Source organism: Streptomyces sp. NPDC051738, from assembly GCF_044453205.1.
Classification (GTDB): Bacteria; Actinomycetota; Actinomycetes; order Streptomycetales; family Streptomycetaceae; genus Streptomyces.
In genome coordinates this window covers 85,577-106,670 of sequence record NZ_JBITCM010000025.1, presented here as the reverse complement: position 1 = coordinate 106,670, position 21,094 = coordinate 85,577, and the positions used below count along the sequence as shown (strand labels likewise).

The following is a 21,094-nucleotide window of genomic DNA, read 5'->3' as shown; positions in this document are numbered from 1 at the left end:
CGGCACCGTAGGGAGGGATGCTGTTGATGGGCTGTCAGTTCGGCAAAGTGAATGTTCGTCAAGTTCGTTGTGCGACATCGTGGGCCCCGGCCTCTTTCCGGACGGGCGCGCGGACCTCGTCGTCTGCAACCCGCCCTGGATTCCGGCCCGGCCCACCTCCAGCGTGGAGCAAGGCGTCCACGACGCGGGCGGCGGCATGCTCCGCACCTTCCTGGACGGACTCACAGCCCATCTCGAACCGGGGGGGGTGAAGGCTGGCTCATCCTGTCGGACCTGGCCGAGCACCTCGGACTCAGGACGCGCGGCGAACTGCTGGCCGGCATCGAAGCGGCGGGCCTGCGCGTGGTGGACAGAACCGACACCAGGCTGCGGCATCCACGAGCGAGGGACACCGCCGATCCGCTGCATGCCGCCCGCGCCGCGGAGATTACGTCGCTGTGGCGTCTCGTCGCGAACTGACGTGACGGTAAGCGTCGATGTTTCGACTCAGATCGAAGGCGGGTGCGGGTGTGGTGCGCGGATCGCAGGCTGGTCGTCGTACGCACGACAACGGGGAAAGGAAGCACCTCATGTCCATCATGCCCCTCCGCACGCGCCGTCTCGGCCTCGGTCTGGCCGCCGTCGTCGGCACCGCCGCCATGCTGGCGATTCCGACGTCCGCCCAGGCGGCCGGGGACCCGGCCACCTGGCCGTGCGACCCGTCCGAGTTCTGCATCTACCACGACGCCCAGGGCGGCGGCGCGCACTACTCGCTGTCGGACGGCGTGTCCAACCTGGGCCAGCTGGCGGGCGGTCTCAATGACCACGTGTGGTCGGTGAAGAACATCTCCGGCGACGACTGGTGCCTGTACCGGGATGCCGACCACGAGAACGAGATCCAGGTGATCCTGGACGGTCAGGCCATCGACCTCGCCTCGCCCGTCCGGGACCAGGTGACCTCCGTCGAGGAGTGCTGAGGGCCCAATTTCGCGCCCCTTGAGCGTCCTTGAGCGCCCCGCCGCACACGGTCGTGCGGCGGGGCGTCGGTCTTGGCGAGCGCCGTGCGTCTGTGGGCGACCCCGTGACTTCTGAGGGTGCCAAGAGGCCGGGAACGCCGCAGCATGTGAGTGCAGACCGAACGGGGATGGCTCATATGGCGGTACGTATTCACTTCACCGACGCAGACCTCGCCCAGATCAGGCTGGCGCCGGCGCCCGATCCCATGTGGGAGGCGCTGCTCAGCATGCACATGCTGCAGACCGACACCGGGGCGGCCGTCTTCGGCGGCTGGCGGCGCAGAATACGCCGCGAACTGCCCGCAGATGTACGCCCGTTGCTCCGACTCGCTCCACCCGTCGGCTACTCGGCGGACTTCCTCACCCCGACGGCCGGCACGGGCGGCCTGGACGCCGGGGTCGGCGCCCTGCTGTCGACGCCCCGGGGACGGTTCCGCGGCGACCTGCTGGAACTGTCCCGCGCGGGCCGGGGCCTGCCACCCTGGGCGAGGCCGCTCGCCGACGGCGACAAGGAGGCCGTCGCCCATCTGGCGCGCTCGTTCCGGGGGTACTTCGAGACGGCGCTGGCGCCCTGGTGGGGCCGGGTGCGGGCCCGCTTCGACGCCGAACGCGCCATCCACAGCCGGTACTTGGCCGACGGCGACCACGGCGACCAAGGTGACCTCGGCGGGTTGTTGAGTACGCTGCACGCCGGTCTGGTCTGGCGGAAGCCGGTCCTGGAGGTCACGGGCGTGGGCGCCGACCGGGACGTACACCTCGACGGGCGCGGACTGCTGGTCCTCCCGTCGTACTTCTGCTGGCGCAAGCCGACGCTGCTGAGGGATCCGGCGCTACCGTGCGTCGTGGTCTACCCGATGACGCACGGGACGATGCTGGGCGGCGGCGCGTCCGGGCTCCGCTCCTTGAACGCCCTCCTCGGACGTACCCGCGCCGGGATCCTCGAACTGGTCGCGGACCACGGGCTGACGACGACCGAGCTCGCCCATGACGCGGGGATCTCACCGGCGACGGCCAGCCATCATGTCGGCGTTCTGCGGAAGGCGGGGTTGCTCAGCACGTGCAAGGCGGGGAAGACCGTACTGCACTCGGTCACGCCGTTGGGGATGGCGCTGCTGGACGGACGTGCGTGAGGAACTCCGTCCAGGTGGTGGGGGAGAGGGTGAGGTGGGGGCCTGCCCGGTGCTTGGAGTCGCGGACGTGGATGGTGTGGGGGCAGGTGGCGACCTCGACGCAGTCGTCGCCGGATGCGCTGCTGTAGCTGCTCTTGAACCAGGTCATCTCGGACGTGCTCATAGGTCTCCTCGCATCCGCTGCAACAGGCTCATGGAGTCCTTCGGGGTGAGAGCCTGTGAACGCATCCTGGCATACCGGCTCTGGAGCACGCTGACCAGTTTCCGGTCGGAGATCAACTGTCCGCTCTCCTGCCCTTCGCAGTAGGCGAACCACTTGTTGTCAGGGGTTTCCAGAAGCCGCATGGGGCCCTGAAGCCCGGCATGCGACTCCTGCACGAGGGGGATGACCTGGATCTCGATGTTCCGTAGCTTGGCGATCTCCAGTACGTGGTCGATGAGTTCGCGCGTCACGTCCACCCCACCTGTGCGCCGTAGGAACAGGTGCTCTTCAAGAATGAAACTGAACGCGGTGTTCGGCCGCTCCCGCAGTAGTTGCTGTCGCTCCGCTCGTGCGGTCCAGCGTTCCTCGATCTGTGCGTCGTTCAACGGCGGCAGTTGGTCGGCGGCCAGGGCCTCCACGTAGGCCTTCGTCTGCAACAGTCCCGGAATCATTCGGCATTCGTACGTGCACAGCGTGACGGCCGTTGTCTCCAGCAGCGCCCACCGCCGAAACCACGCCGCCAACCCCGGCTGCCGAGCCAGATGCTTGGCCGCGTTCCGTACAGCCCCCGTATTCCCCAGCACCCCCTCCGACCGTTCCGGGAACGTCGGATCCGGCATTCGCCGCCCCTGCTCCACCGAAGCCACGGTGTGTTTGGACAGCCCCACCAGATCCCCGAACTCCTCCCGGCTCAGCCCCGCATGCTCCCGCAACGCCTGGACGACCGCCCCGAACGTCCGCAGACTGTCCGACGACTCCGGCTCGCCACCCGTACCCGTACCCACCGCACCATCGACCACAGTCGGCCACCTCCCGCACACATGGTCACGGTCAGTCACGCGTACTGTCCAGCCCGTAACCGCGTACGCTCGCGCAGCGTACGCGCCGCTCACCTGGTGAACTGCCTCCCGCACCCGCCAGATTGGGCCCATGCCCGCACCTCACACCCCCCAACCCCCGCTCACCGTACGTACGTTCACCCAGCGCCTCAGCGCCACCCCGCGCGGCGCCCGCCTCGCCCGGCACCTCGCCCTGACCCAACTCCACGCCTGGGGCATCCCGCACGGCAGCAGGGCCTCCGACGCCGTCGCCGTGATCGTCGCCGAGCTGGCCGCCAATGCCGTCACCCACGGCCGCGTCCCCGGACGGGACTTCGAGCTGCGTCTGTCGCTCCCGACGGGCAGCATCCGTATCGAGGTCAGCGACACCCGCGCCGAGACCTGGCCGCCGAAACCCGGGGACGTACGACCTTCGTGCCCCCTCGACGAACACGGCCGAGGCCTCGTCCTCGTCGAGGCGTTGGCCGACCGGTGGGAGGTGGTGGACCGAGAGACGGCGCCCGGGAAGACCCTCCGTGCCGAGGTGGACTTGCCGGGGTGGCTGTCGCTCAACGGCGTGGGCCAACCGGCTTAGGGCCAGAGCCCGTCCAGCCGCAAGCGCACGGCGTACAGCCCCTCGGGACTTCCCACGACGAGCAGCCCCTCGGGAGTCAGGGCGAGCGCGCCGCAGGAGTGCAGCAGCGGCAGGACGCGCATCCGGCCGGAGAACACATGCCACAGGTGGACCTCCGCGTCGCTCCAGGCGACGGCCAGCACCGGACCGACGGAGGTGTCGGCCGCCGCGAGCGCCGTGGCCAAGGACCCGCGCTGCTCCACGGGGACCGGCATGGGATCGCCCGAGGTCTCCCACAGTCGTACCGAGCCGTCGAGCGCCGCACTGAAGGTGAGCGTCAGATTGTCGGCGGCGATGTGGAGGCAGACGGCGGCGGTGACCGGCCGCTCGTGCACGCGGCAGGAGAGCGGGGTGTCCTGATACTCGCTCAGAGACCATGTGTGGAGGCTGCCGCCTTGGTCGCCGACGATCGCGTACGGGCTCTGCGCGCCGCCGCTGCCGAGTGCGGTGACCTGGGATCCGTCGTCGGCGAGGGCGGCCGAACCGTGGTGCTCCGCGATCTGGTCGAGCATGAACCCGGCGATGGGATCGTCCTCGGGTGCGAGCGGCAGCAGCGCACCGGTCTGGTCGAGCAGCAGCATCGCGTGGGCGTCGCGTGGAGCGACGGAGACGGGGCGGGCGGAGGGCGGTGAGCCGGTCGCTGCGGCTGCGGCTGCGGATGCGGATGCGGTGCCGGTGTCCATGTCGTACGTCCGGATCCGCCCCGTGACGTCGGCCGTCAGCAGGTGTCGTTCGTCGTCGCCCGGCGCCGGTGCCAGCGCGGCGACCGGGAGATCGGGCCGGGCCCACACCGCCGACCACCAGTGGCGTTGGGCGAGGGGGCGCAGGAACTCGGCCAGGGCCGCGTCCGTACCCACGGCGGCGGCGTGCAGCAGGGCGGCGCGCTCGGCGCTGTCGGCGTGATGTGCCGTCAGCTCGGGGGCGGCGCGCTGCCACACCTCGCGGAGGCGGCCGGGGGCCGGGATACGCGTGTCGGCGAGCGTTGCGGTGAGCGCGGTGGCCGAGCCGTGCACCAGGAAACCGGGGTCGGCCAACAGGCCGCGTACGGCGGCTCCTTCGCCGTCGGCGTCGGCTCGCAGGGCTGCGTCGAGGATGTGACGGTGGACGGGGGCGGACGCCTGGGACCAGTCGGGCCGGCCGTCGGGCGTGCGCGGGACGGTCGCGGCAAGCTCCGCGAACGAGTGCTTCCCGGGGCTGGGGCTCTGTTGGCCGCCGGGCACGACGGTGGGGTTGCCGCCGCCCAGGTCGATGATCTCGGCACCGTCTGCCCCGTCTGCGGGCAGCAGCCCGGAGTCGCCGATCTCCACGGCGGCGCGGAGGTGGGGGAGTTCCAGCAAGGGCTCCAACAGCTCGGCGACCAGGGTCGCCGGTGCCGCCGCCGGCAGATCCGCGGGACCCGCCCCGGACCGGTGCAGATCGGCTACGAGCAGCAGCAACGGCCGCTCGTCCCGGCTCACCCGGTCCAGCAGACGCGCGGGGGAGAGGGGGCCGTAGCCGAGCTGGCGTCCCAGTTCCCAGGCGCAGGTCTGGGCGGTGAGTCCCTCGGTCAGGAGGGTGGCGTGGACGGTGGGACCGGCGGTCGTCCGTGGCTGTCCGGTCGCGGTCGACCCGGTCGACCCGGCCAGGAACCAGGCGAGCAGATGGCTCTTGCCGCTGCCCTCGGCACCCCGCACCAGCAACAGCCGGGACCTGGCCCCGCTGTCGTCGGCCGCCCAGGCGAGCAGCTGCTGCCCGGCGGCCCGCTTGTCGTCGTCGAGCGGCGGCCAGCCGGCCATGTCCGGTATGGCGGTGTCTACGGTCATGGTGAGCTGCTCCCCTCTTCTCGCGTCCCGGGTGTCCTACTGCGGCGGCTGCTCGGCCGCCTCGCGCAGCAGCCGGATGCCCTCGGCACGGGAGTCGGCCGTCTCGCCGTAGGGGAAGTTGTGCGTGAGCTGCGCCTCGGGGAAGACCTGCCCGAGCCACAGTGAGCAGTAGTGGCCGGGCATGAAGCAGGCCTCCAACTCGGTGTGGATGCGCAGTACTTGCTCCGGCGCGACACCCGCGGCCCGCAGCCGGTCCCAGAGCCGCTCCTCCGGGTGGATGCCGATGTCGCCGGCCTGCGTGACGATCTGCTTCTCGCCCTGCCCGTCGACGATCTCGAACGCGGTGAACCACTCCGCGCTCGCGGTGTCCCTGATGTCGTCGAGAACGAGCGGCCACCAGTTCTCGCGCCCCGCGAAGGCTTGGGGGTCGATGCCCCGCAACCGTTCCTCCAGCTCGGCGTACGCGGCGGCGGCCTCCCGCGGCTGGTCGGTGCCGACGATCACGGCGAGGGCCCGGTCGAGCGCGGCGAGCGACTCGGCGAACGCCTCCGGAGCCGCGTTCACGAACCTCAACTCCTCGTTCCAGTCGAGGAGTACGGCGTGCACGACGCCCTCGGGGTCGGCGCAGATCTCGAACCCCCGGTCGAAGCCGAGCCGCGCCCACTGCAGGCACTCCTCCCGCACGACCGTACGCCCGACGGACTCCGCGAACTCCTGCAGCAGGACGGCGTCGTCGTGGGCGGTGGCGAAGTACGGCCCGACCTGGACGGGCACGGAGACCTCCGCGAGGCGCCGCACGCTCGGGACCGCACCGGCCGCATCACCGACAGCCTCCTGCCGGAACTGCCGGACGCTGCCTGCGGGGACTGTCATGGGTAACTCCGCCTAACCAATGGACTCGTACACGTTCGAGAGAACAACATCCCACGCGGGCATGCGAGGCGCGTCCTCGGCCTCCCAGTCGAACGCCTCCGACCAGGCGGGCTCCACCCCCTCGAAGGGCAGCGGGTCAGCCCGGGCCATCCGTTCCCGCAGGGACATCGCCACACCCTCCGAGTCGGGGATCTCGTCGGACACGGTGAAGTCGTAGTTGGGGCGCTCGACTTCGAGCAGGTAGATGAAATAGACGAAGGAGTCGAGACTCTGGTTCAGCGGATGTGCCCCGTACTCGCCGTCCGGTAGGCAATACACCATCCCGGACACGGGGTCCAGGGCCACACAGTCGTAGAAGATCGACCCGATGACGAGCCAGTTCTCCCAGCCGTTCGGCATGTTCTCGTAGTCGGAGGAGTAGCGAAGCTCCGCACATCGGCGAAACCGATTCGGGGTCTCTCCCTCGAAGAGCGCTCCGTCGACCAGGAAAAAGGAAGCCCGGTCGTCCGGCAGGCCGACGCCCGTCAGGATCGCGCGGGCCGACTCGTGGAGGCAGGCGGGGAGGCCGTCCTCCTTCACTCTGATGATCTTCCTGGGCGGAAAGACCGATTCCAACATTGAGCGGTTGACGAGCCGATGCATTACCTGTCCATTAACTGCGTGTGGCGGGCTATCACGTCTTGGGATAGGCGACATACTCAAGAATGTTGTGCCAGCGGGAATGGCTCACTCCCAGAGCCTCCGGATCGATCGCGCTCATTTGGTAGATCTGGAACTCGTCCCCCGGAAGGCAGTAAACGACACCCGTGACTCCGTCCAGGGCGATGTCGTCGTAGGGGGATCATCCCGACCCGATCGACTCGTGGACTTCGTGGAGGACGCGCTCCCAGGTCGGCATGGGCGGCGCATCGTCGGCCCACCAGTCGAACGTTTCCGACCAGGCGGGCTCCACCCCTTCGAAGGGAGCGGGATCGGCCTGGATCATCAGCTCTCGCAGATGTACCGCAGCACCGTCGGAGTTGGAAACGTCGCTCGAGACGTCGTAGTCATAGTTGGGGCGCTCCACTTCCAAGAGGTAGAGGAAGTAAGCGAGAGTGTCGAGGTTCTGGTTAAGCACGCGTACTTCTGGGTGACCGTCCGGCAGGCAGTAGAGCGTTCCGGTAGCGGGGTCCAGAACCACGGCGTCGGACAGAATCTCTCCTAGGACAATCAAGTTTTCCGCGCCATCTGGGAGGCTCTCAAAAGGGGTGAGGTCTATATCCCGACCCAGCCTCAAACCGTCGGGTGACTCGCTTTCGATGAACCCGACGTCGATGAGAAACCAGGCACTCCGGACCCTGGGGAGTCCGATCCCGGTCAGGAAAGACTTTGCGGCCCCCTGGAGGTTCGAGGGCAGCCTGTCATCGCTCGCTCTCATGAGCCGCATTGAGGGGAATGCTGATTCCATCATCGCGCGGTCGACGAGCCTGGGCACCTTAGTAAAGCGACTCGTAGACATTGTGCAGAACGCGATCCCAGGTAGGCATGTGCGGCGCATCATTGGCTTCCCAGTCGAACGCCTCCGACCAGCCGGGTTCTACCCCCTCGAAGGAAACCGGATCAATGCGGATCATGCTCTCGCGAAGATGCGCAGCGACCCCCTCCGAGTCAGGAATTTCCTCAGATACCGCGAAATCATAATTTGGGCGTTCGGTCTCGAGTAGGTACAGGAAATAGGCGAAAGAGTCGAGGCTCTGGTTGAGCATGTATACCGTTACGTCATTGTCTGGCAAGCAGTACACTGCCCCGGATGCGGGATCCAGAATCACGCCGTCGTAGGGAACCTCCCCGAGAATTATCCAGTCAGCCCCCTCCTTCGGCATGTTCTTGTAGCGAGAGAGGTGATTGATTTCCCGACACAGCCGTGGTCCGTTAGGTGATTTTTCTTCAATCAGTCCCGGATCCATCATGAACCAGGAGTTCCTCAGGCGCGGGAGACCAACCTCTGTGAGAAACCGGCGGGCGGACTCATGAAGTCCGGAAGGGAGCTTGTCTGCCTTTAGTCGGACAATCTTTTCCGGAGGGAACACAGATTCCATCATCGCGCGGTCGACGAGTCGAGACATGCTTACTCTCTTGTCTGCTTGGCCAGGTTTTCCTGCGACCGTACAGAGTAGCCGAGCGTGTGGCGTACGGTCAATTGTGGCTCCGCTTCTTCGGGTTGAGGCCGTTGAGGTATTGCTCCATCTGTGCGTTCCCTTGTTTCTTCGAATCTTCAGTCGCGCCATATTCAACGGTATGGGAAACTTGCACGCTGTCTGGAAGGTGATGTGACATCCATGCGCTGCAGTCCCTGGCGCCACTCCCTGTTGTGCATGGTTCTCGCTCGGTATAGAGCTCAGTCATTCTGTCGGTTGCGCCAGCATCTAGAAAAGGTATCCCCACCTGTCGCTCTGAATGCTGACCGGGAAACTTACTGCGCCCGACAAGGATGAATCCGTCCTGATCGCCTAGTTGTCCATATCTCGCTGCAGCATAGTTCCGACTGCTGAATTTTCCTTTTCGATACTGTCCATAGTCCCTGTTGGCCTGCCGTGCCAACTGCGTGGCCTGTGACAGATCGGTGCTTCCGAATTCGACCTGCTGTGACGGCTTCTTATGCCGAACTTCCGGCAGTGCATAATTGACTGCCTTCCTGTCCTCGACGAAGCCTTCACTGTCGAGCCGGAGTGGGCCAAGCCGTGCCCGGTCCTCGTCGGTCAGATCCTGGTGTCCCGCAGAGGTGAGGCGCGTAACCCTGCCCTCGTCGTCGACGTGGAAGACAGGGGTGTTCCCATGTGACGTCTTGCTGATGCTCTGCAGCTCGGTCGCGATGTCGTCGTCGTTGGACCGGTGACGCTTGGCCATCTTGTTCAGGCCGTTGGTCATGTTCTCGTCGAGGTGCTTGGCGGACCGCTTGACGCCCTTCTCGATGCCGTCGATGACCTGGTCCAGCATGGCGTTGGCGGCGTCGGCGATCGGGTCCTTGCCCTTGGTGCGGCCGTGTGTGGACTTGGCTCGGGAGAGTTTGCCGCCGGCGCCGTCGCGGATCTTGCCGCCCGCGCCCTTGAGTTGGGTGCCCGCGCGGTCGTAGGAGGCGAGGTCCATGCTGAACTGGCCTCCGCCTCCGCCCAGATCGCCCATGCCGCCACTGGGACCGTTCGCGCTGGCCAGCTGCATTGCCCCGCCCGACTTGGCACTGTCAATGCCCGCGTCCAGGCCGTCCTTGCCCGCCTTTGCGGTCTGGCTGAGGTCGACGCCGTTCTGTACGCCGAGGGCGTTGCCGCCCAACTGGACCACCAGGTCGCCCGCCATGGAGCCGATGGCTTCGTAGACGGGGCCCATCGCGACCTCGATCACCCGTGAGGCGACCTCCTCGCACACCTCCTGGAAGATACGTTTGACCGCGACCCGGGTGACCTGGGTCGCCGCCAGACCACCCAGCGCCGACAGCCCCAGGGTGACCGTGGACGCGGCGATCGCCGCCGCGATCTCGGCCGCCAGGATGCCCAGTTGCGTGATGGCCGCCAGCTTGGCGCCCTCGATCAGGACGGCCACCCCGTCCAGCGCGGTCGCCGCGAGCCGGCCCGCTTCGGCGAGGTTGGACAGGTGGATGTCCTTGACCTTGCTCCAGTGCCGTTCGAGCGCCTGGACGGCCAGGCCCTCGTTGGTCCCGATCAGGTCGGCGATCGCCGCGTGGGCGTCGGCGGCGCCGTCATCGATGTCGGCCGCGAACTCCCGCATGGCCTGGGCCATTTCGCGGTAGTCGTCCTCGTCGACGTTCGGCCAGTTGACGCCTATCAGATCAAGGGCCTCGTCCAGATAGCCCGGAAGAGTGACACCCGCAAGAACCCCCGTTCGAAACCTACTTGAGGGAACGTAACTTCGAACGGCCGGTACCAGCAAGCTCGTTCAGGCGCTCTGGACTTGTTCTGTGACATCAGTGATGCAGGGCACCCGTGTGCGGCGCGGCCGTTGCTGTGTGGGCCATTGACGCGCAAGTGATTCGATTCTACGTTCCCGTCCGAAGTGACGATCGTTGTTCGGTATACGGAACAGGAGCGTCCCCCCATGAGCCGCACGAGCCCCATGAGTTCCACGAGCCGCAAACGCACCGCACTCCTCGCCCTCCCCGCCGCCGTCCTCCTCGCCCTCATCCCGTCCTCGGCGTCGGCCTACCCCAACCCCGGCCGGGTCACCGGCTCCGTCGTCACGCACGACCCGTCGATGATCCGCACCTCGTCCGGGCAGTACCTGCTCTACGCCACCGGCGGCGGCATCGCCAACAAGACGTCGTCGGACCGCACCGCCTTCAGCGCGGGCGCCGACGCCTTCGGTAGCCGCCCCGGCTGGTGGTCGACCTACTCCTCCGTGCCGGAGGCCTGGGCGCCGGACATCTCGTACCAGGGCGGCAAGTACCTGATGTACTACTCCGTCTCGAAGTTCGGCTCGAACACCTCCGCCATCGGTCTCGCCGGCTCCACCACCGGTCAGCCGGGCAGCTGGACCGACTACGGCACCGTCTACACGTCCAGTTCCTCAAGCGACTACAACGCCATCGACCCGAACCTCTTCGTCGACGGCGACGGCAAGTGGTGGCTGTCCTTCGGCAGTTGGTGGACCGGCATCAAGATGATCCAGATCAACCCCTCCACGGGGAAGCAGCTGTCGTCCAACACCACCCGGTACTCGCTCGCCTCCCGCCCGACCGGCACCAAGGCCGTCGAGGCCCCCTTCATCGTCAAGCGCGGCAGCTACTACTACCTCTTCGCCTCGTACGACACCTGCTGCGCGGGCACCAGCAGCACCTACAAGGTGAAGGTCGGCCGCGCCACCAGCGTCACCGGGCCGTATGTCGACAAGAACGGCGTCTCGATGATGAACAACGGCGGGACGCCGGTCCTGGAGTCGCACGGCAGCGTCATCGGCCCCGGCGGGCAGTCGATCATGAATGACGCCGACGGGGACCTGATCGTCTACCACTACTACGACGGCAACGACAACGGCACGCCCAAGCTGGGCATCAACCTTTTGAACTGGAGCACCGGATGGCCCGTCGCCTACTGACCCTGCTGGCGGCCCTGCTGCTGGCCCTGTCGCTCGGGCAGCCGTCCGCGAGCGCGGCGTCCTTCACCAACCCGGTCAAGACGCAGAAGGGCGCCGACCCCTGGATCTCGTACCACAACGGCAACTACTACCTGGTGACGACGAGTTGGACCGACGTCATCACCATCCGCAAGTCCACCACCCTCGCGGGCCTGGCCACCGCGCCCAGCGTCCAGGTGTGGAAGGGCGACGCGGCCTCGCGGTGCTGCAACATCTGGGCCCCGGAACTCCACTTCATCAACGGCCGCTGGTACCTGTACTACGTCGCCGGGCAGAACGTCTCCGACTACATCCCGACCCAGCGCACCCACGTCCTGGAGAGCGCCGGCTCCGACCCCATGGGGCCGTACACCTACAGGAACCAGCTCAACTCGGCCTGGATGCTGGACCCGACGGTCGCCACCATCAACGGCCAGCTCTACCTCTTCGGCAGCGCGAGCGGCGGCACGCAGAACCTCGTCGCGGCCCGGATGTCCAACCCGTACACCCTCGCGACCGGCTTCTCCACCGTCTCCACGCCGACCTACGACTGGGAGCGCAACGGCACGGTCAACGAGGGCCCGGAGATCCTCCAGCGCGGCGGGAAGACCTTCCTCATCTACTCGGGCAGCGGCTGCTGGACACCCGACTACAAGCTGGGCCAGCTCACTCTGACGGGCAGCGACCCGCTCTCCGCCGCCTCCTGGACGAAGAAGTCGACGCCCGTCTTCCAGCGCAATGACGCGAACGGGGTGTACGGGCCCGGCCACAACGGCTTCTTCACCTCACCCGACGGCACAGAGAACTGGATCGTCTACCACGCCAACGACTCCGCCTCCGACGGCTGCGACAACGGCCGTACCGCCCGCGCCCAGAAGTTCACCTGGAACTCCGACGGCACCCCGAACCTCGGCACCCCGGTCCGGCTGGGCGCTGCCCTGACCGGCCCGTCCGGTGAGCCCGCCACCGCCTCCACCACGTACACGATCACCAACCGCAACAGCGGCAAGTGCCTTGACGCGGCCGGGAGTTCGACGGCCGACGGTGCCAACGTCCAGCAGTGGTCCTGCAGCGGCGGCAACAACCAGAAGTGGCGCCTGGAGGACCTCGGCGACGACACCCACCGCCTGGTGAACGTCGCCACCGGCAAGGTCCTCGACACCGAGAACTGCTCGTCCGCCGACGGCGCCGACCTGCGCCAGTGGTCCTGGCTCGACGACACCTGCCAGCGCTTCCGGTTCATCGCCACGGACGGCGGCTACGTCCGTATCGCCAACCAGGCGACAGGCAAGGTGGCCGACGTGGCGGACTGCGGGACGGCGGACGGGGCGGACGTACGCCAGTGGAGCTGGTTGGGCAACAACTGCCAGCAGTGGCGCCTCAACCCGGCGTAGGACAGCAAACCAAGGGGCGCGGGGCCGTATTCGATTTGCGGCTACCGCCGCGTGGGCGCGACCAGCCACAACGAACCCGCAGTCGCCGAAGCACCCGCGCCCTCTACGGCGAGAAGGCGCTACCCGACCTGCCCCATCCCCGCCGCATTGGGCCAGCTCTGACTGTTGGGCCACCCGGTCGCCGGGGCGGGGGTCAGGCCGGGCCCCGTGGTACCCCGAACCTGCGCGGCCGTGAGCCCACCCCGGGCCGGCACGCCCGGCGGCGTGGGGCTGGGCATCGCCGCCGCGGCGGGCGCCATGGGCGACGGGAACGGTGCCGGAGCGGCGGGGGCGGGAGCGGGCATCGGTGCCACCGGAGCCGGCATCGGCGCCACCGGAGCCGGCGCCGGCATCGGTGCCGGAGCGACGGGCATCGGCGCCGGCATCGGCATCTGCGCGGCCGCGGCCGCCGGCTGCGGCTGGGCCGCCGCGGGCATCCCGGCACCGACACCCATGGCCTGAGCGGCGAGGCCCTGCATGCCCGCGCCGTTGGTGGAGCCGACCAGCCGGTCCACGGCCGCCGTACCCGAGCTGTAGTTGGTCCCTGTACCCAGCTCGGGTACGGCGGCTCCCCTCCTGGTCCCGTAGAGCACCTGTTCCAGGCCGGACACCAGGCGACGCACGTCCACCTGGGGGCGCACCACGAGTCGCAGGAAGCGGCTGGACGAACCGATCTTGTTGCCGCACTCGCGGACCAGGATGCGGTGCTCGGTGAGCAGCCGGTCGCGGACCACGGTGCCCTCGGCGCCCACGGGGAGGCGCACGAAGAGGAAGTTGCCCTGGGACGGGTACACCGTCAGACCGGGCAGCGAGGAGAGCTGGCTGGCCATGTCGAGGCGGTCCTTGCGCACCTGATGGAGGCTCTGCGCGTACTCGGCGCCGTGGTTCTTGAGCATGAACACCACGTGCTCGGCGAAGGCGTTGAGGTTCCACTTCGGCAGCATCGAGCGGACCATCCCGGCCAGCGCCGGGTTGGCGACGAGGTAGCCGAAGCGGATGCCGTGCAGGCCGAAGTTCTTGCCGAGGCTGCGGAGCACGATGACGTTAGGGCGCAGCATCGCTTCCTGCACGACCGACGGCTCCTGCTCGGCGTCGGCGAACTCCAGGAACGACTCGTCGATGATGACCAGGTCCAGGTCGGCCATCGCGTCCATGAACTGCACGAGCGCGTGCTTGTGGAGGTAGCCGCCGTCGGGGTTGTTCGGGTTGCAGATGACCGCCACCCGGGTGCCCCTGGCCCGGATGAACTCGGCGTACTGGGCGAGGTCCAGGGCGAATCCGCTGGACTCCTGGAGCGGGAACATGTCGACCCGCTTGCCGGTCTCCATCGGCTGGTCGGTCCAGCGGCCGAACGTGGGGACGGGGATGGCGAGGGACTCCCGGACCATCAGGTGGTCGATCCAGGTGATCAGCTCCGTGGAGCCGTTGCCCATCGCCACGCACTGCGGCGGAAGCTGGAGCAGGCTGCACAGCTCGGACGTGATCGTGTCGGCGCTGCTCGGGTAGTACGTGATGATGTCCCGCAGCCGCGACGCCATGTCCTGGAACATCTCCGGCGTCGGGAAGTACGGGTTGCAGGGGATACAGAAGTCGACCGGACCGGCTCCGTCGCCGCCCTCACGCGTCAGCGCCGCCATCGACGGGCTGTGTGCCGCGGTACTGCGGAACAGCGAGGTGACGTTGTCGGCCATGGAACCTCCGTATGAGGGCGGGCCCGGCGGGGACGACCGGGCCCGTCGTCTTGGGTGGCCCGCGCGGGGGAGCACGGGCCGCCCATACATACGGAGGCTGGGGTGGCGCTGTTCAACCACTGAGAAATCGGTAAGAACTTGTGTGCCACCTGTGAAGAACCGTCAGAAGGGGCGGGTCAAGGGTGTTGCGAGGCCTCAGCGGCTGAACGAGTGCACCGTCGTCGAACGGTACGTCTGCCCAGGTCGCAGTAGCGTCGACGGGAACGACGGCTTGTTCGGCGAGTCCGGGAAGTGCTGCGTCTCCAGGCACAGCGCGTCGCCCTGCCGGTAGGTGCGGCCGGACGGGCCGACGAGGGTGCCGTCGAGGAAGTTGCCGGAGTAGAACTGCAGGCCCGGCTCGGTGGTCGCCATCCGCAGGGTGCGGCCCGAGGACGGGTCCTTCAGGGTCGCGATCCACTCGGGGCGCGGCGAAATGCCCTTGTCGAGCACCCAGTTGTGGTCGATGCCCTTGCCGTACAGCAGCTGCTGGTCGGCTTCCCGCAGGTCCTCGCCTATTCGCTTGGTGCGGCGGAAGTCGAAGGGGGTGCCCGCGACGGGGGCCAGCTCACCGGTGGGGATGAGGCCCGAGTCGACGGGGGTGTAGCGGGACGCGGCGATCTTCAGCTCGTGGTTCTCGATCGTGCCGCTGCCCTCGCCGGCGAGGTTCCAGTACACGTGGCTGGTGAGGTTGACGACCGTGGCCTTGTCGGTGGTGGCCTCGTAGTCGATGCGCCAGTCGCCGTGCCGGGTGAGGGTGTACGTCACCTTCACCTTGAGCGTGCCCGGGTAGCCCATCTCGCCGTCGACCGACGTGTAGTACAGGTACAGGCCGACGTCCGAGCCCTTGGTGAACGGCTCGATGTCCCACACGTGCTTGTCGAAGCCCTTGGCGCCGCCGTGCAGGCTGTTCACGCCGTCGTTGACGTCGACCTGGTAGGCCTTGCCGTCGATGGCGAACTGGCCCTTGCCGATGCGGTTGCCGTACCGGCCGATCAGGGCGCCGAAGTACGGGCTCTTGGCGACGTAGTCCTCGATGTTGTCGAAGCCCAGGGAGACGTTGGCGAGTCGGCCGCGGCGGTCCGGGATCTCCAGCGACTGCACGATGCCGCCGTAGGAGAGGACCTTCATCCGCGTGCCGCCGTTCGCCAGCGACCAGCTGTGGACCTCCGTGCCGTCGGCGAGGGTGCCGAAGAGGGACTTCACCGGCGTATTGCCTCCGTCGCTGAAAAGAACAGGGCCCCGCCTTCCGGCGGGGCCCTCCTGCTGTACTTACGAACCGACCTTGCGCTTGTTCCATACGTCGAACCCGACCGCCGCGAGCAGCACCAGGCCCTTGATGACCTGCTGCCAGTCGGTGCCGATGCCGACGAGGTTCATACCGTTGTTCAGCACGCCCAGGACCAGGCCACCGATGATCGCGCCGAGGACGGTGCCGACGCCGCCGCTCATGGACGCGCCGCCGATGAACGAGGCCGCGATGGCCTCCAGCTCGAAGTTGAGGCCGGCCTTGGGAGAGGCCGCGTTGAAGCGGGCGGCGAAGACCAGACCCGCCAGGGCCGCGAGCATGCCCATGTTCAGGAAGACCAGGAAGGTGACCTTCTTGTCCTTCACACCCGACAGCTTGGCCGCGGGCAGGTTGCCGCCGATCGCGTAGATGTGGCGGCCGATGATCGCGTTGCGCATCACGTAACCGAAGCCCACGAGCAGCACGCCCAGGATGAGCAGCACGATCGGGGCGCCCTTGTAGCTGGCCAGCAGCATCGTCAGCGTGAGGATCGCGGCGCCGAGCGCGATCAGCTTCAGCACGAAGAGCTTGAAGGGCGGGACGTCCAGGGAGAACTCCTGCTGCCGGCGGCGGTCCCGGAACTCCTGGAAGACCACGAACGCGATCATCGCGAAGCCGAGCAGCAGGGTGAGGTTGTGGTAGTTGGTGTTCGGGCCGATCTCGGGCAGGAAGCCGTTGGAGACCTTCTGCAGACCCTCGGGGAACGGGCCGAGCGTCTGGCCCTCCAGGAAGATCTCGGTGAGACCGCGGAAGATCAGCATGCCCGCGAGGGTCACGATGAAGGATGGTATGCCGCCGTACGCGATGAAGAACCCTTGCGCGGCACCCGCGAGGGCGCCCATCGCGAGGCAGAGGATCACGGCGATCGGCCATGGCATGTCGTTCTTGACCATGAACACGGCCGCCATCGAGCCGACGAACGCCGTCAACGAGCCGACGGACAGGTCGATATGGCCCGCGATGATGACCAGCATCATGCCGATCGCGAGGATCAGGATGTAGCTGTTCTGCAGCACCAGGTTGGAGACGTTGCGCGGCAGCAGCAGGTCGCCGTCGGTCCACACGGCGAACAGCACCACGATCAGGCCGAGGGCGATCAGCATGCCGTACTGCCGCATGTTGCGGCGCATACCGTCCAGCACCAGCTGGAGCAGGCCGTCGCCCGTGGCCCCTCCGCTCTTGCCCGGCGGCGCGGGGGCCGGGGTCTTGGCGGTCACATCCGTGCTCATCGGGATACCTCTTTGTCCTTTGTCATCTGACGCATCAGCGATTCCTGCGAGGCCTCGGCCCGCGAGAACTCACCGGTCAGCCGCCCCGCGGCCATCGTGTAGATGCGGTCACACATGCCGAGCAGCTCGGGCAGCTCGGAGGAGATGAAGACGACCGCCTTGCCCTGGGCCGCCAACTGGTCGATGACCGTGTAGATCTCGTACTTGGCACCGACGTCGATGCCACGCGTCGGCTCGTCCAGGATCAGCACGTCCGGACCCGCGAAGATCCACTTGCTGAGGACGACCTTCTGCTGGTTGCCGCCGGACAGCTTGCCCACCGGCTCGAAGACGGTCGGCGCCTTGATGTTCATGGACTTGCGGAAGCCCTCGGCGACCTGCCGCTCCCCGTGCTCGTCGACCACGCCCCGCTTGGCGACCTTGCCCAGCGCGCTGAGCGAGATGTTGCGGTTGATGGTGTCGATGAGGTTGAGGCCGTAGTGCTTGCGGTCCTCGGTGACGTACGCGATGCCGTGCTTGACCGCCTCGGGGACGGACTTCGTACGGATCTCCGTGCCGTCCTTGAGGACCGTGCCGCCCGCGTACCGGCCGTAGGTGCGCCCGAAGACGTTCATCGCGAGCTCGGTGCGGCCGGCGCCCATCAGGCCCGCGATGCCGACGATCTCCCCGCGCCGCACGGACAGCGACACATCGTCGACCACCTTGCGCTGCTGGTCGATCGGGTGGTGCACGGTCCAGTTGCGGATCTCCAGCGCGGGGGCCGCGCCCTTCTCCGGCTCGTGCGGGGTGCGGTCGGGGAAGCGGTGCTCCAGGTCCCGGCCGACCATCCCGCTGATGATCCGGTCCTCGGTGGTCTCCGCGGCCTTCACGTTCAGGGTCTCGATGGTCTGGCCGTCGCGCAGGATCGTCACCGAGTCGGCGACCTTGCGGATCTCGTTGAGCTTGTGGGAGATGATGATCGAGGTGATGCCCTGGTTCTTCAACTCCAGGATCAGATCCAGGAGTTTGTCGCTGTCCTCGTCGTTCAGGGCCGCGGTCGGCTCATCCAGGATGAGCAGCTTCACCTTCTTCGACAGCGCCTTCGCGATCTCCACGAGCTGCTGCTTGCCCACGCCGATGTCGGCGACGCGGGTGTCCGGGTGGTCGGACAGGCCGACCCGGCGCAGCAGTTCGGTGGCGTGCCGCAGGGTCTCCCGCCAGTCGATGAACCCGCCCTTGGCGTGCTCGTTGCCGAGGAAGATGTTCTCCGCGAGGGAGAGGTAGGGCGACAGCGCCAGTTCCTGGTGGATGATGACGATGCCGCGGTGCTCGCTCGCGCGGATGTCCTTGAACTCGCAGACTTCGCCCTCGAAGAGGATGTCCCCTTCGTAGGTGCCGTGCGGGTGGACGCCGGAGAGGACCTTCATCAGGGTCGACTTACCGGCGCCGTTCTCCCCGCAGATGGCGTGGACCTCGCCCTGCTGGACGGTCAGCGTGACGTCCGACAGCGCCTTGACGCCGGGAAAGGTCTTGACGATCGAGCGCATTTCCAGGACGGGTCCCGCCATGGTCGTGCCTTCCAATCAGAGTGGGCCGGCGGTTACTTGAGGTCGCTTTCCTTGATGTAGCCGGAGTCGACCACCGTCTTCTGGTAGTTGGTCTTGTCGACGCTGACCGGCGTGAGCAGGTAGGCGGGGACGACCTTGGAACCGTTGTCGTAGGTCTTGGTGTCGTTGACCTCGGGCTTCTTCTTGTTGAGCACCGCGTCGACCATGTTCGAGGCCACCTTGGCGAGCTCACGGGTGTCCTTGTAGACGGTCATCGACTGCTCGTCGGCGATGATCGACTTCACCGAGGCGACCTCGGCGTCCTGGCCGGTGACGATCGGCAGCGGCTTGCTCTTGGAGCCGTAGTCGTCCGACTTCAGCGCCGAGAGGATGCCGATGGAGATGCCGTCGTACGGCGAGAGGACCGCGTCGACCCGGCCCGAGCGGTACTTCGAGGTCAGGATGTCGTCCATGCGCTTCTGGGCGGTGCCGCCGTCCCAGCGCAGGGTGGTGACCTGGTTCAGCGCGGTCTGGCCGGACTTGACGACGAGCTGCTTCTTGTCGATGTACGGCTGCAGGACGTTCATCGCGCCCTGGAAGAAGTAGCGCGTGTTGTTGTCGTCGTTGGAGCCGGCGAACAGCTCGATGTTGAACGGGCCCTTCTTGGAGCCGTCCTTCAGGCCGAGCTTCTCGACGATGTAGCTGCCCTGGAGCTCGCCGACCTTCTCGTTGTCGAACGACGCGTAGTAGTCGACGTTCTTGGTGCCGAGGATGAGGCGGTCGTAGGAGATCACCGGGATGTTGGCGTCGGCGGCCTGCTGGAGCACGTTGTTCATCGACTTGTTGTCGATGGCCGCGACGATCAGCGCCTTCACGCCCTGCGTGATCAGGTTCTCGATCTGACCGACCTGCTGGTCCGGGTCGTCCTCGCCGAAGACCAGCTTGGTCTTGTAGCCCTTGGACTCCAGGTCCGCGACGACGTTCTTGCCGTCGGCGATCCAGCGCTCCGAGGACTTGGTCGGCATCGCGATGCCGATGGTCGCGCCTTCGGTGCTGCCCGAGTCCTCCTTGGAGCCGCCCTCGCCGCTCTGGCCGCAGGCGGACAGGGTCAGGGCGAGCGAGGCGGCGGAGGCTATGGCGGCGAGTGCGGCTCTGCGAGTACGCATGGTCATCATCCTTGATGTGTGTGTGGCAGGGCTCGGTCTGGCGATGCGAAGACGCTGCCGCGAGGGCTGTGCTGGTTGACCGAGGGTGTGTCGGATTGTGTTCGACTGCGTCGTCTTCTGTGAAGAGGGTTTGTCCGGAACGTTATGCGGGAGTTTCGAAACGCTTCAGCGTCCCGGGCAGCCGTGAACCGAGAGGCGCCATGTCGCCGTCAGCTCCGTGCCGTGCGAGCAGGTCCAGTGCCAGGCGGCCGCGCCGGACGCGTTCCTTGGCGGTGGCCAGCGTCAGGTCCCGCATGTGGTGGCCGTACGGGTAGATGCCGGGGGCCTTGGAGAGCCCGAACTTCAGGTAGAGCGGTGCGCCGCGCCGGATCAGCTCGGCGACCTCGTACATCCGGATGTAGCCGCCGAGATCGTCGGGGGCCTCGATGTACATGTCCATGGGGGCGGCGGAGACGCGGCGGATCTCGGTGAGGTGATCCAGCGTCAGATCGCTGGGCACGTTGATCGAGTCGCCACCGAGGTTCTCGTACACGGCGTACGCCGTCGGGTTGACCGGACCGATCAGCGCCGACACCTTGAGCGTCGTGTCGGCCGGCAGGATCCCCTCGACCCGCGCCCGGTGCAGCGTCCACAGCACACCCTCGTCGGCGACGAGGAGGCACTTCACGCCCAGCTCCGTGGCGCGTACGGCGTCCTCGACGCACCCGGCGACCGCGTCGTGGCCCCGGGCGCGCAGTCCGGCGCCCTTGGAGTCGGTACGGGTGGAGCCGCCGATGTCCCAGGTGCCGCGCGGGCCGGTGAACAGGCAGAGCTCGATGTCGCGCTCGGCGGTCGCCTCTACCATCTCGGTGATCTCGGCGTCGGTGAGCATCCAGATGCCGCTGCCCTGGCTGATCCGGTGGATCGGCACATCGAGCCGCGAGGACTCCTTGAGGACCACGGCGAGCGCCTCGGGGCCCTCCACGGAGGGCACCTCGGTGCGCCAGCGGCCACCGCCGGGGAAGGTGTGCGGAGAGGCGTCGGAGGGATCGAGGGCGGGCGCCCCCAGGCCGAGTGCGGCGAGAGCCTGCTCGCCGGGTCGGCGTGGCGTCGGAGCGGTGGTGTCGGTCACAAGCTGTCCTTATGTTCGATATTTCGGACGACGGTCGCGGCTCTGGTCGTGCGGGGC

Annotated in this window: 18 protein-coding genes and 2 pseudogenes; 6 read left to right on the top strand and 14 right to left on the bottom strand. The window is 67.5% G+C overall.

Annotated features, from left to right (window positions below; translation table 11 throughout):
- Positions 1-85 precede the first annotated feature (85 nt).
- The 3 genes and pseudogenes from ACIA8X_RS40350 to ACIA8X_RS40340 all read left to right on the top strand — a co-directional run.
- Positions 86-459, top strand: a pseudogene (locus tag ACIA8X_RS40350) (methyltransferase); the annotation flags it as partial.
- Positions 460-569: 110 nt separating this feature from the next.
- Positions 570-956, top strand: coding sequence for a peptidase inhibitor family I36 protein (locus ACIA8X_RS40345; RefSeq protein ID WP_393441720.1), 387 nt, complete (start codon positions 570-572; stop codon positions 954-956).
- Between the two features lie 176 nt (positions 957-1,132).
- Positions 1,133-2,125, top strand: a complete 993-nt coding sequence (locus ACIA8X_RS40340; protein WP_399460393.1) for a winged helix-turn-helix domain-containing protein — start codon at positions 1,133-1,135, stop codon at positions 2,123-2,125.
- Here the strand turns inward: ACIA8X_RS40340 and ACIA8X_RS40335 are convergent.
- Positions 2,085-2,288: a DUF397 domain-containing protein gene (locus tag ACIA8X_RS40335; RefSeq protein ID WP_399460392.1), complete on the bottom strand. Its 204-nt coding sequence runs from the start codon at positions 2,286-2,288 to the stop codon at positions 2,085-2,087. The two genes, ACIA8X_RS40340 and ACIA8X_RS40335, sit on opposite strands and share 41 nt — an antisense overlap.
- The gene (locus tag ACIA8X_RS40330; RefSeq protein WP_393441725.1) at positions 2,285-3,127 is read right to left on the bottom strand and encodes a Scr1 family TA system antitoxin-like transcriptional regulator; all 843 of its coding nucleotides are present in this window, start codon (positions 3,125-3,127) and stop codon (positions 2,285-2,287) included. Before ACIA8X_RS40330 ends, ACIA8X_RS40335 begins: the two co-directional genes overlap by 4 nt.
- A 130-nt stretch (positions 3,128-3,257) precedes the next feature.
- Between ACIA8X_RS40330 and ACIA8X_RS40325 the strand changes: the two genes are divergently transcribed.
- Positions 3,258-3,740 carry an ATP-binding protein gene (locus ACIA8X_RS40325; RefSeq protein WP_399460391.1) on the top strand — a complete coding sequence of 161 codons (483 nt, stop codon included), beginning with the start codon at positions 3,258-3,260 and terminating at the stop codon, positions 3,738-3,740.
- On the opposite strand, the gene ACIA8X_RS40320 is transcribed toward ACIA8X_RS40325, so the two are convergent.
- The 6 genes from ACIA8X_RS40320 to ACIA8X_RS40295 all read right to left on the bottom strand — a co-directional run bounded on the left by ACIA8X_RS40320 (position 3,737) and on the right by ACIA8X_RS40295 (position 10,228).
- Positions 3,737-5,581, bottom strand: coding sequence for a hypothetical protein (locus ACIA8X_RS40320; protein ID WP_399460390.1), 1,845 nt, complete (start codon positions 5,579-5,581; stop codon positions 3,737-3,739). The genes ACIA8X_RS40325 and ACIA8X_RS40320 overlap by 4 nt on opposite strands.
- A 36-nt stretch (positions 5,582-5,617) precedes the next feature.
- A complete protein-coding gene (locus ACIA8X_RS40315) occupies positions 5,618-6,454 on the bottom strand; it encodes a nucleic acid/nucleotide deaminase domain-containing protein (RefSeq protein WP_399460389.1) in 837 nt (278 codons plus the stop codon).
- Positions 6,455-6,466: 12 nt separating this feature from the next.
- On the bottom strand, positions 6,467-7,072 hold the full coding sequence (locus ACIA8X_RS40310; protein ID WP_399460388.1) for an SUKH-4 family immunity protein: 606 nt from the start codon (positions 7,070-7,072) through the stop codon (positions 6,467-6,469).
- 223 nt (positions 7,073-7,295) lie between these two features.
- The gene (locus ACIA8X_RS40305) at positions 7,296-7,928 is read right to left on the bottom strand and encodes an SUKH-4 family immunity protein (protein WP_393441736.1); all 633 of its coding nucleotides are present in this window, start codon (positions 7,926-7,928) and stop codon (positions 7,296-7,298) included.
- 1 nt (position 7,929) lies between these two features.
- Positions 7,930-8,559: an SUKH-4 family immunity protein gene (locus ACIA8X_RS40300; RefSeq protein WP_393441738.1), complete on the bottom strand. Its 630-nt coding sequence runs from the start codon at positions 8,557-8,559 to the stop codon at positions 7,930-7,932.
- 70 nt (positions 8,560-8,629) lie between these two features.
- A complete protein-coding gene (locus tag ACIA8X_RS40295; RefSeq protein ID WP_393441740.1) occupies positions 8,630-10,228 on the bottom strand; it encodes a nucleic acid/nucleotide deaminase domain-containing protein in 1,599 nt (532 codons plus the stop codon).
- A gap of 315 nt (positions 10,229-10,543) precedes the next feature.
- Between ACIA8X_RS40295 and ACIA8X_RS40290 the strand changes: the two genes are divergently transcribed.
- Complete coding sequence (locus tag ACIA8X_RS40290; protein ID WP_393441742.1) at positions 10,544-11,539, top strand: arabinan endo-1,5-alpha-L-arabinosidase; 996 nt, start codon at positions 10,544-10,546, stop codon at positions 11,537-11,539.
- Positions 11,521-12,951 carry a family 43 glycosylhydrolase gene (locus tag ACIA8X_RS40285; RefSeq protein WP_399460387.1) on the top strand — a complete coding sequence of 477 codons (1,431 nt, stop codon included), beginning with the start codon at positions 11,521-11,523 and terminating at the stop codon, positions 12,949-12,951. Before ACIA8X_RS40290 ends, ACIA8X_RS40285 begins: the two co-directional genes overlap by 19 nt.
- 119 nt (positions 12,952-13,070) lie before the next feature.
- Here ACIA8X_RS40285 and ACIA8X_RS40280 read toward each other — a convergent pair whose 3' ends face one another.
- The 6 genes and pseudogenes from ACIA8X_RS40280 to ACIA8X_RS40255 form a co-directional block, all read right to left on the bottom strand.
- Entirely contained in the window at positions 13,071-14,681 is a 1,611-nt protein-coding gene (locus ACIA8X_RS40280) for a pyridoxal phosphate-dependent aminotransferase (RefSeq protein WP_393441746.1), read from the bottom strand.
- A gap of 195 nt (positions 14,682-14,876) precedes the next feature.
- A pseudogene (locus ACIA8X_RS40275) lies at positions 14,877-15,938 on the bottom strand (aldose epimerase family protein); the annotation flags it as partial.
- A gap of 51 nt (positions 15,939-15,989) precedes the next feature.
- Positions 15,990-17,234, bottom strand: a complete 1,245-nt coding sequence (gene mmsB, locus ACIA8X_RS40270; protein ID WP_393441748.1) for a multiple monosaccharide ABC transporter permease — start codon at positions 17,232-17,234, stop codon at positions 15,990-15,992.
- Positions 17,231-18,781: a multiple monosaccharide ABC transporter ATP-binding protein gene (mmsA, locus tag ACIA8X_RS40265; protein WP_399460386.1), complete on the bottom strand. Its 1,551-nt coding sequence runs from the start codon at positions 18,779-18,781 to the stop codon at positions 17,231-17,233. Before mmsA ends, mmsB begins: the two co-directional genes overlap by 4 nt.
- Before the next feature lie 32 nt (positions 18,782-18,813).
- Complete coding sequence (chvE, locus tag ACIA8X_RS40260; RefSeq protein WP_393441752.1) at positions 18,814-19,926, bottom strand: multiple monosaccharide ABC transporter substrate-binding protein; 1,113 nt, start codon at positions 19,924-19,926, stop codon at positions 18,814-18,816.
- 142 nt (positions 19,927-20,068) lie between these two features.
- Entirely contained in the window at positions 20,069-21,037 is a 969-nt protein-coding gene (locus ACIA8X_RS40255; protein ID WP_399460385.1) for a hypothetical protein, read from the bottom strand.
- Positions 21,038-21,094: the final 57 nt, after the last annotated feature.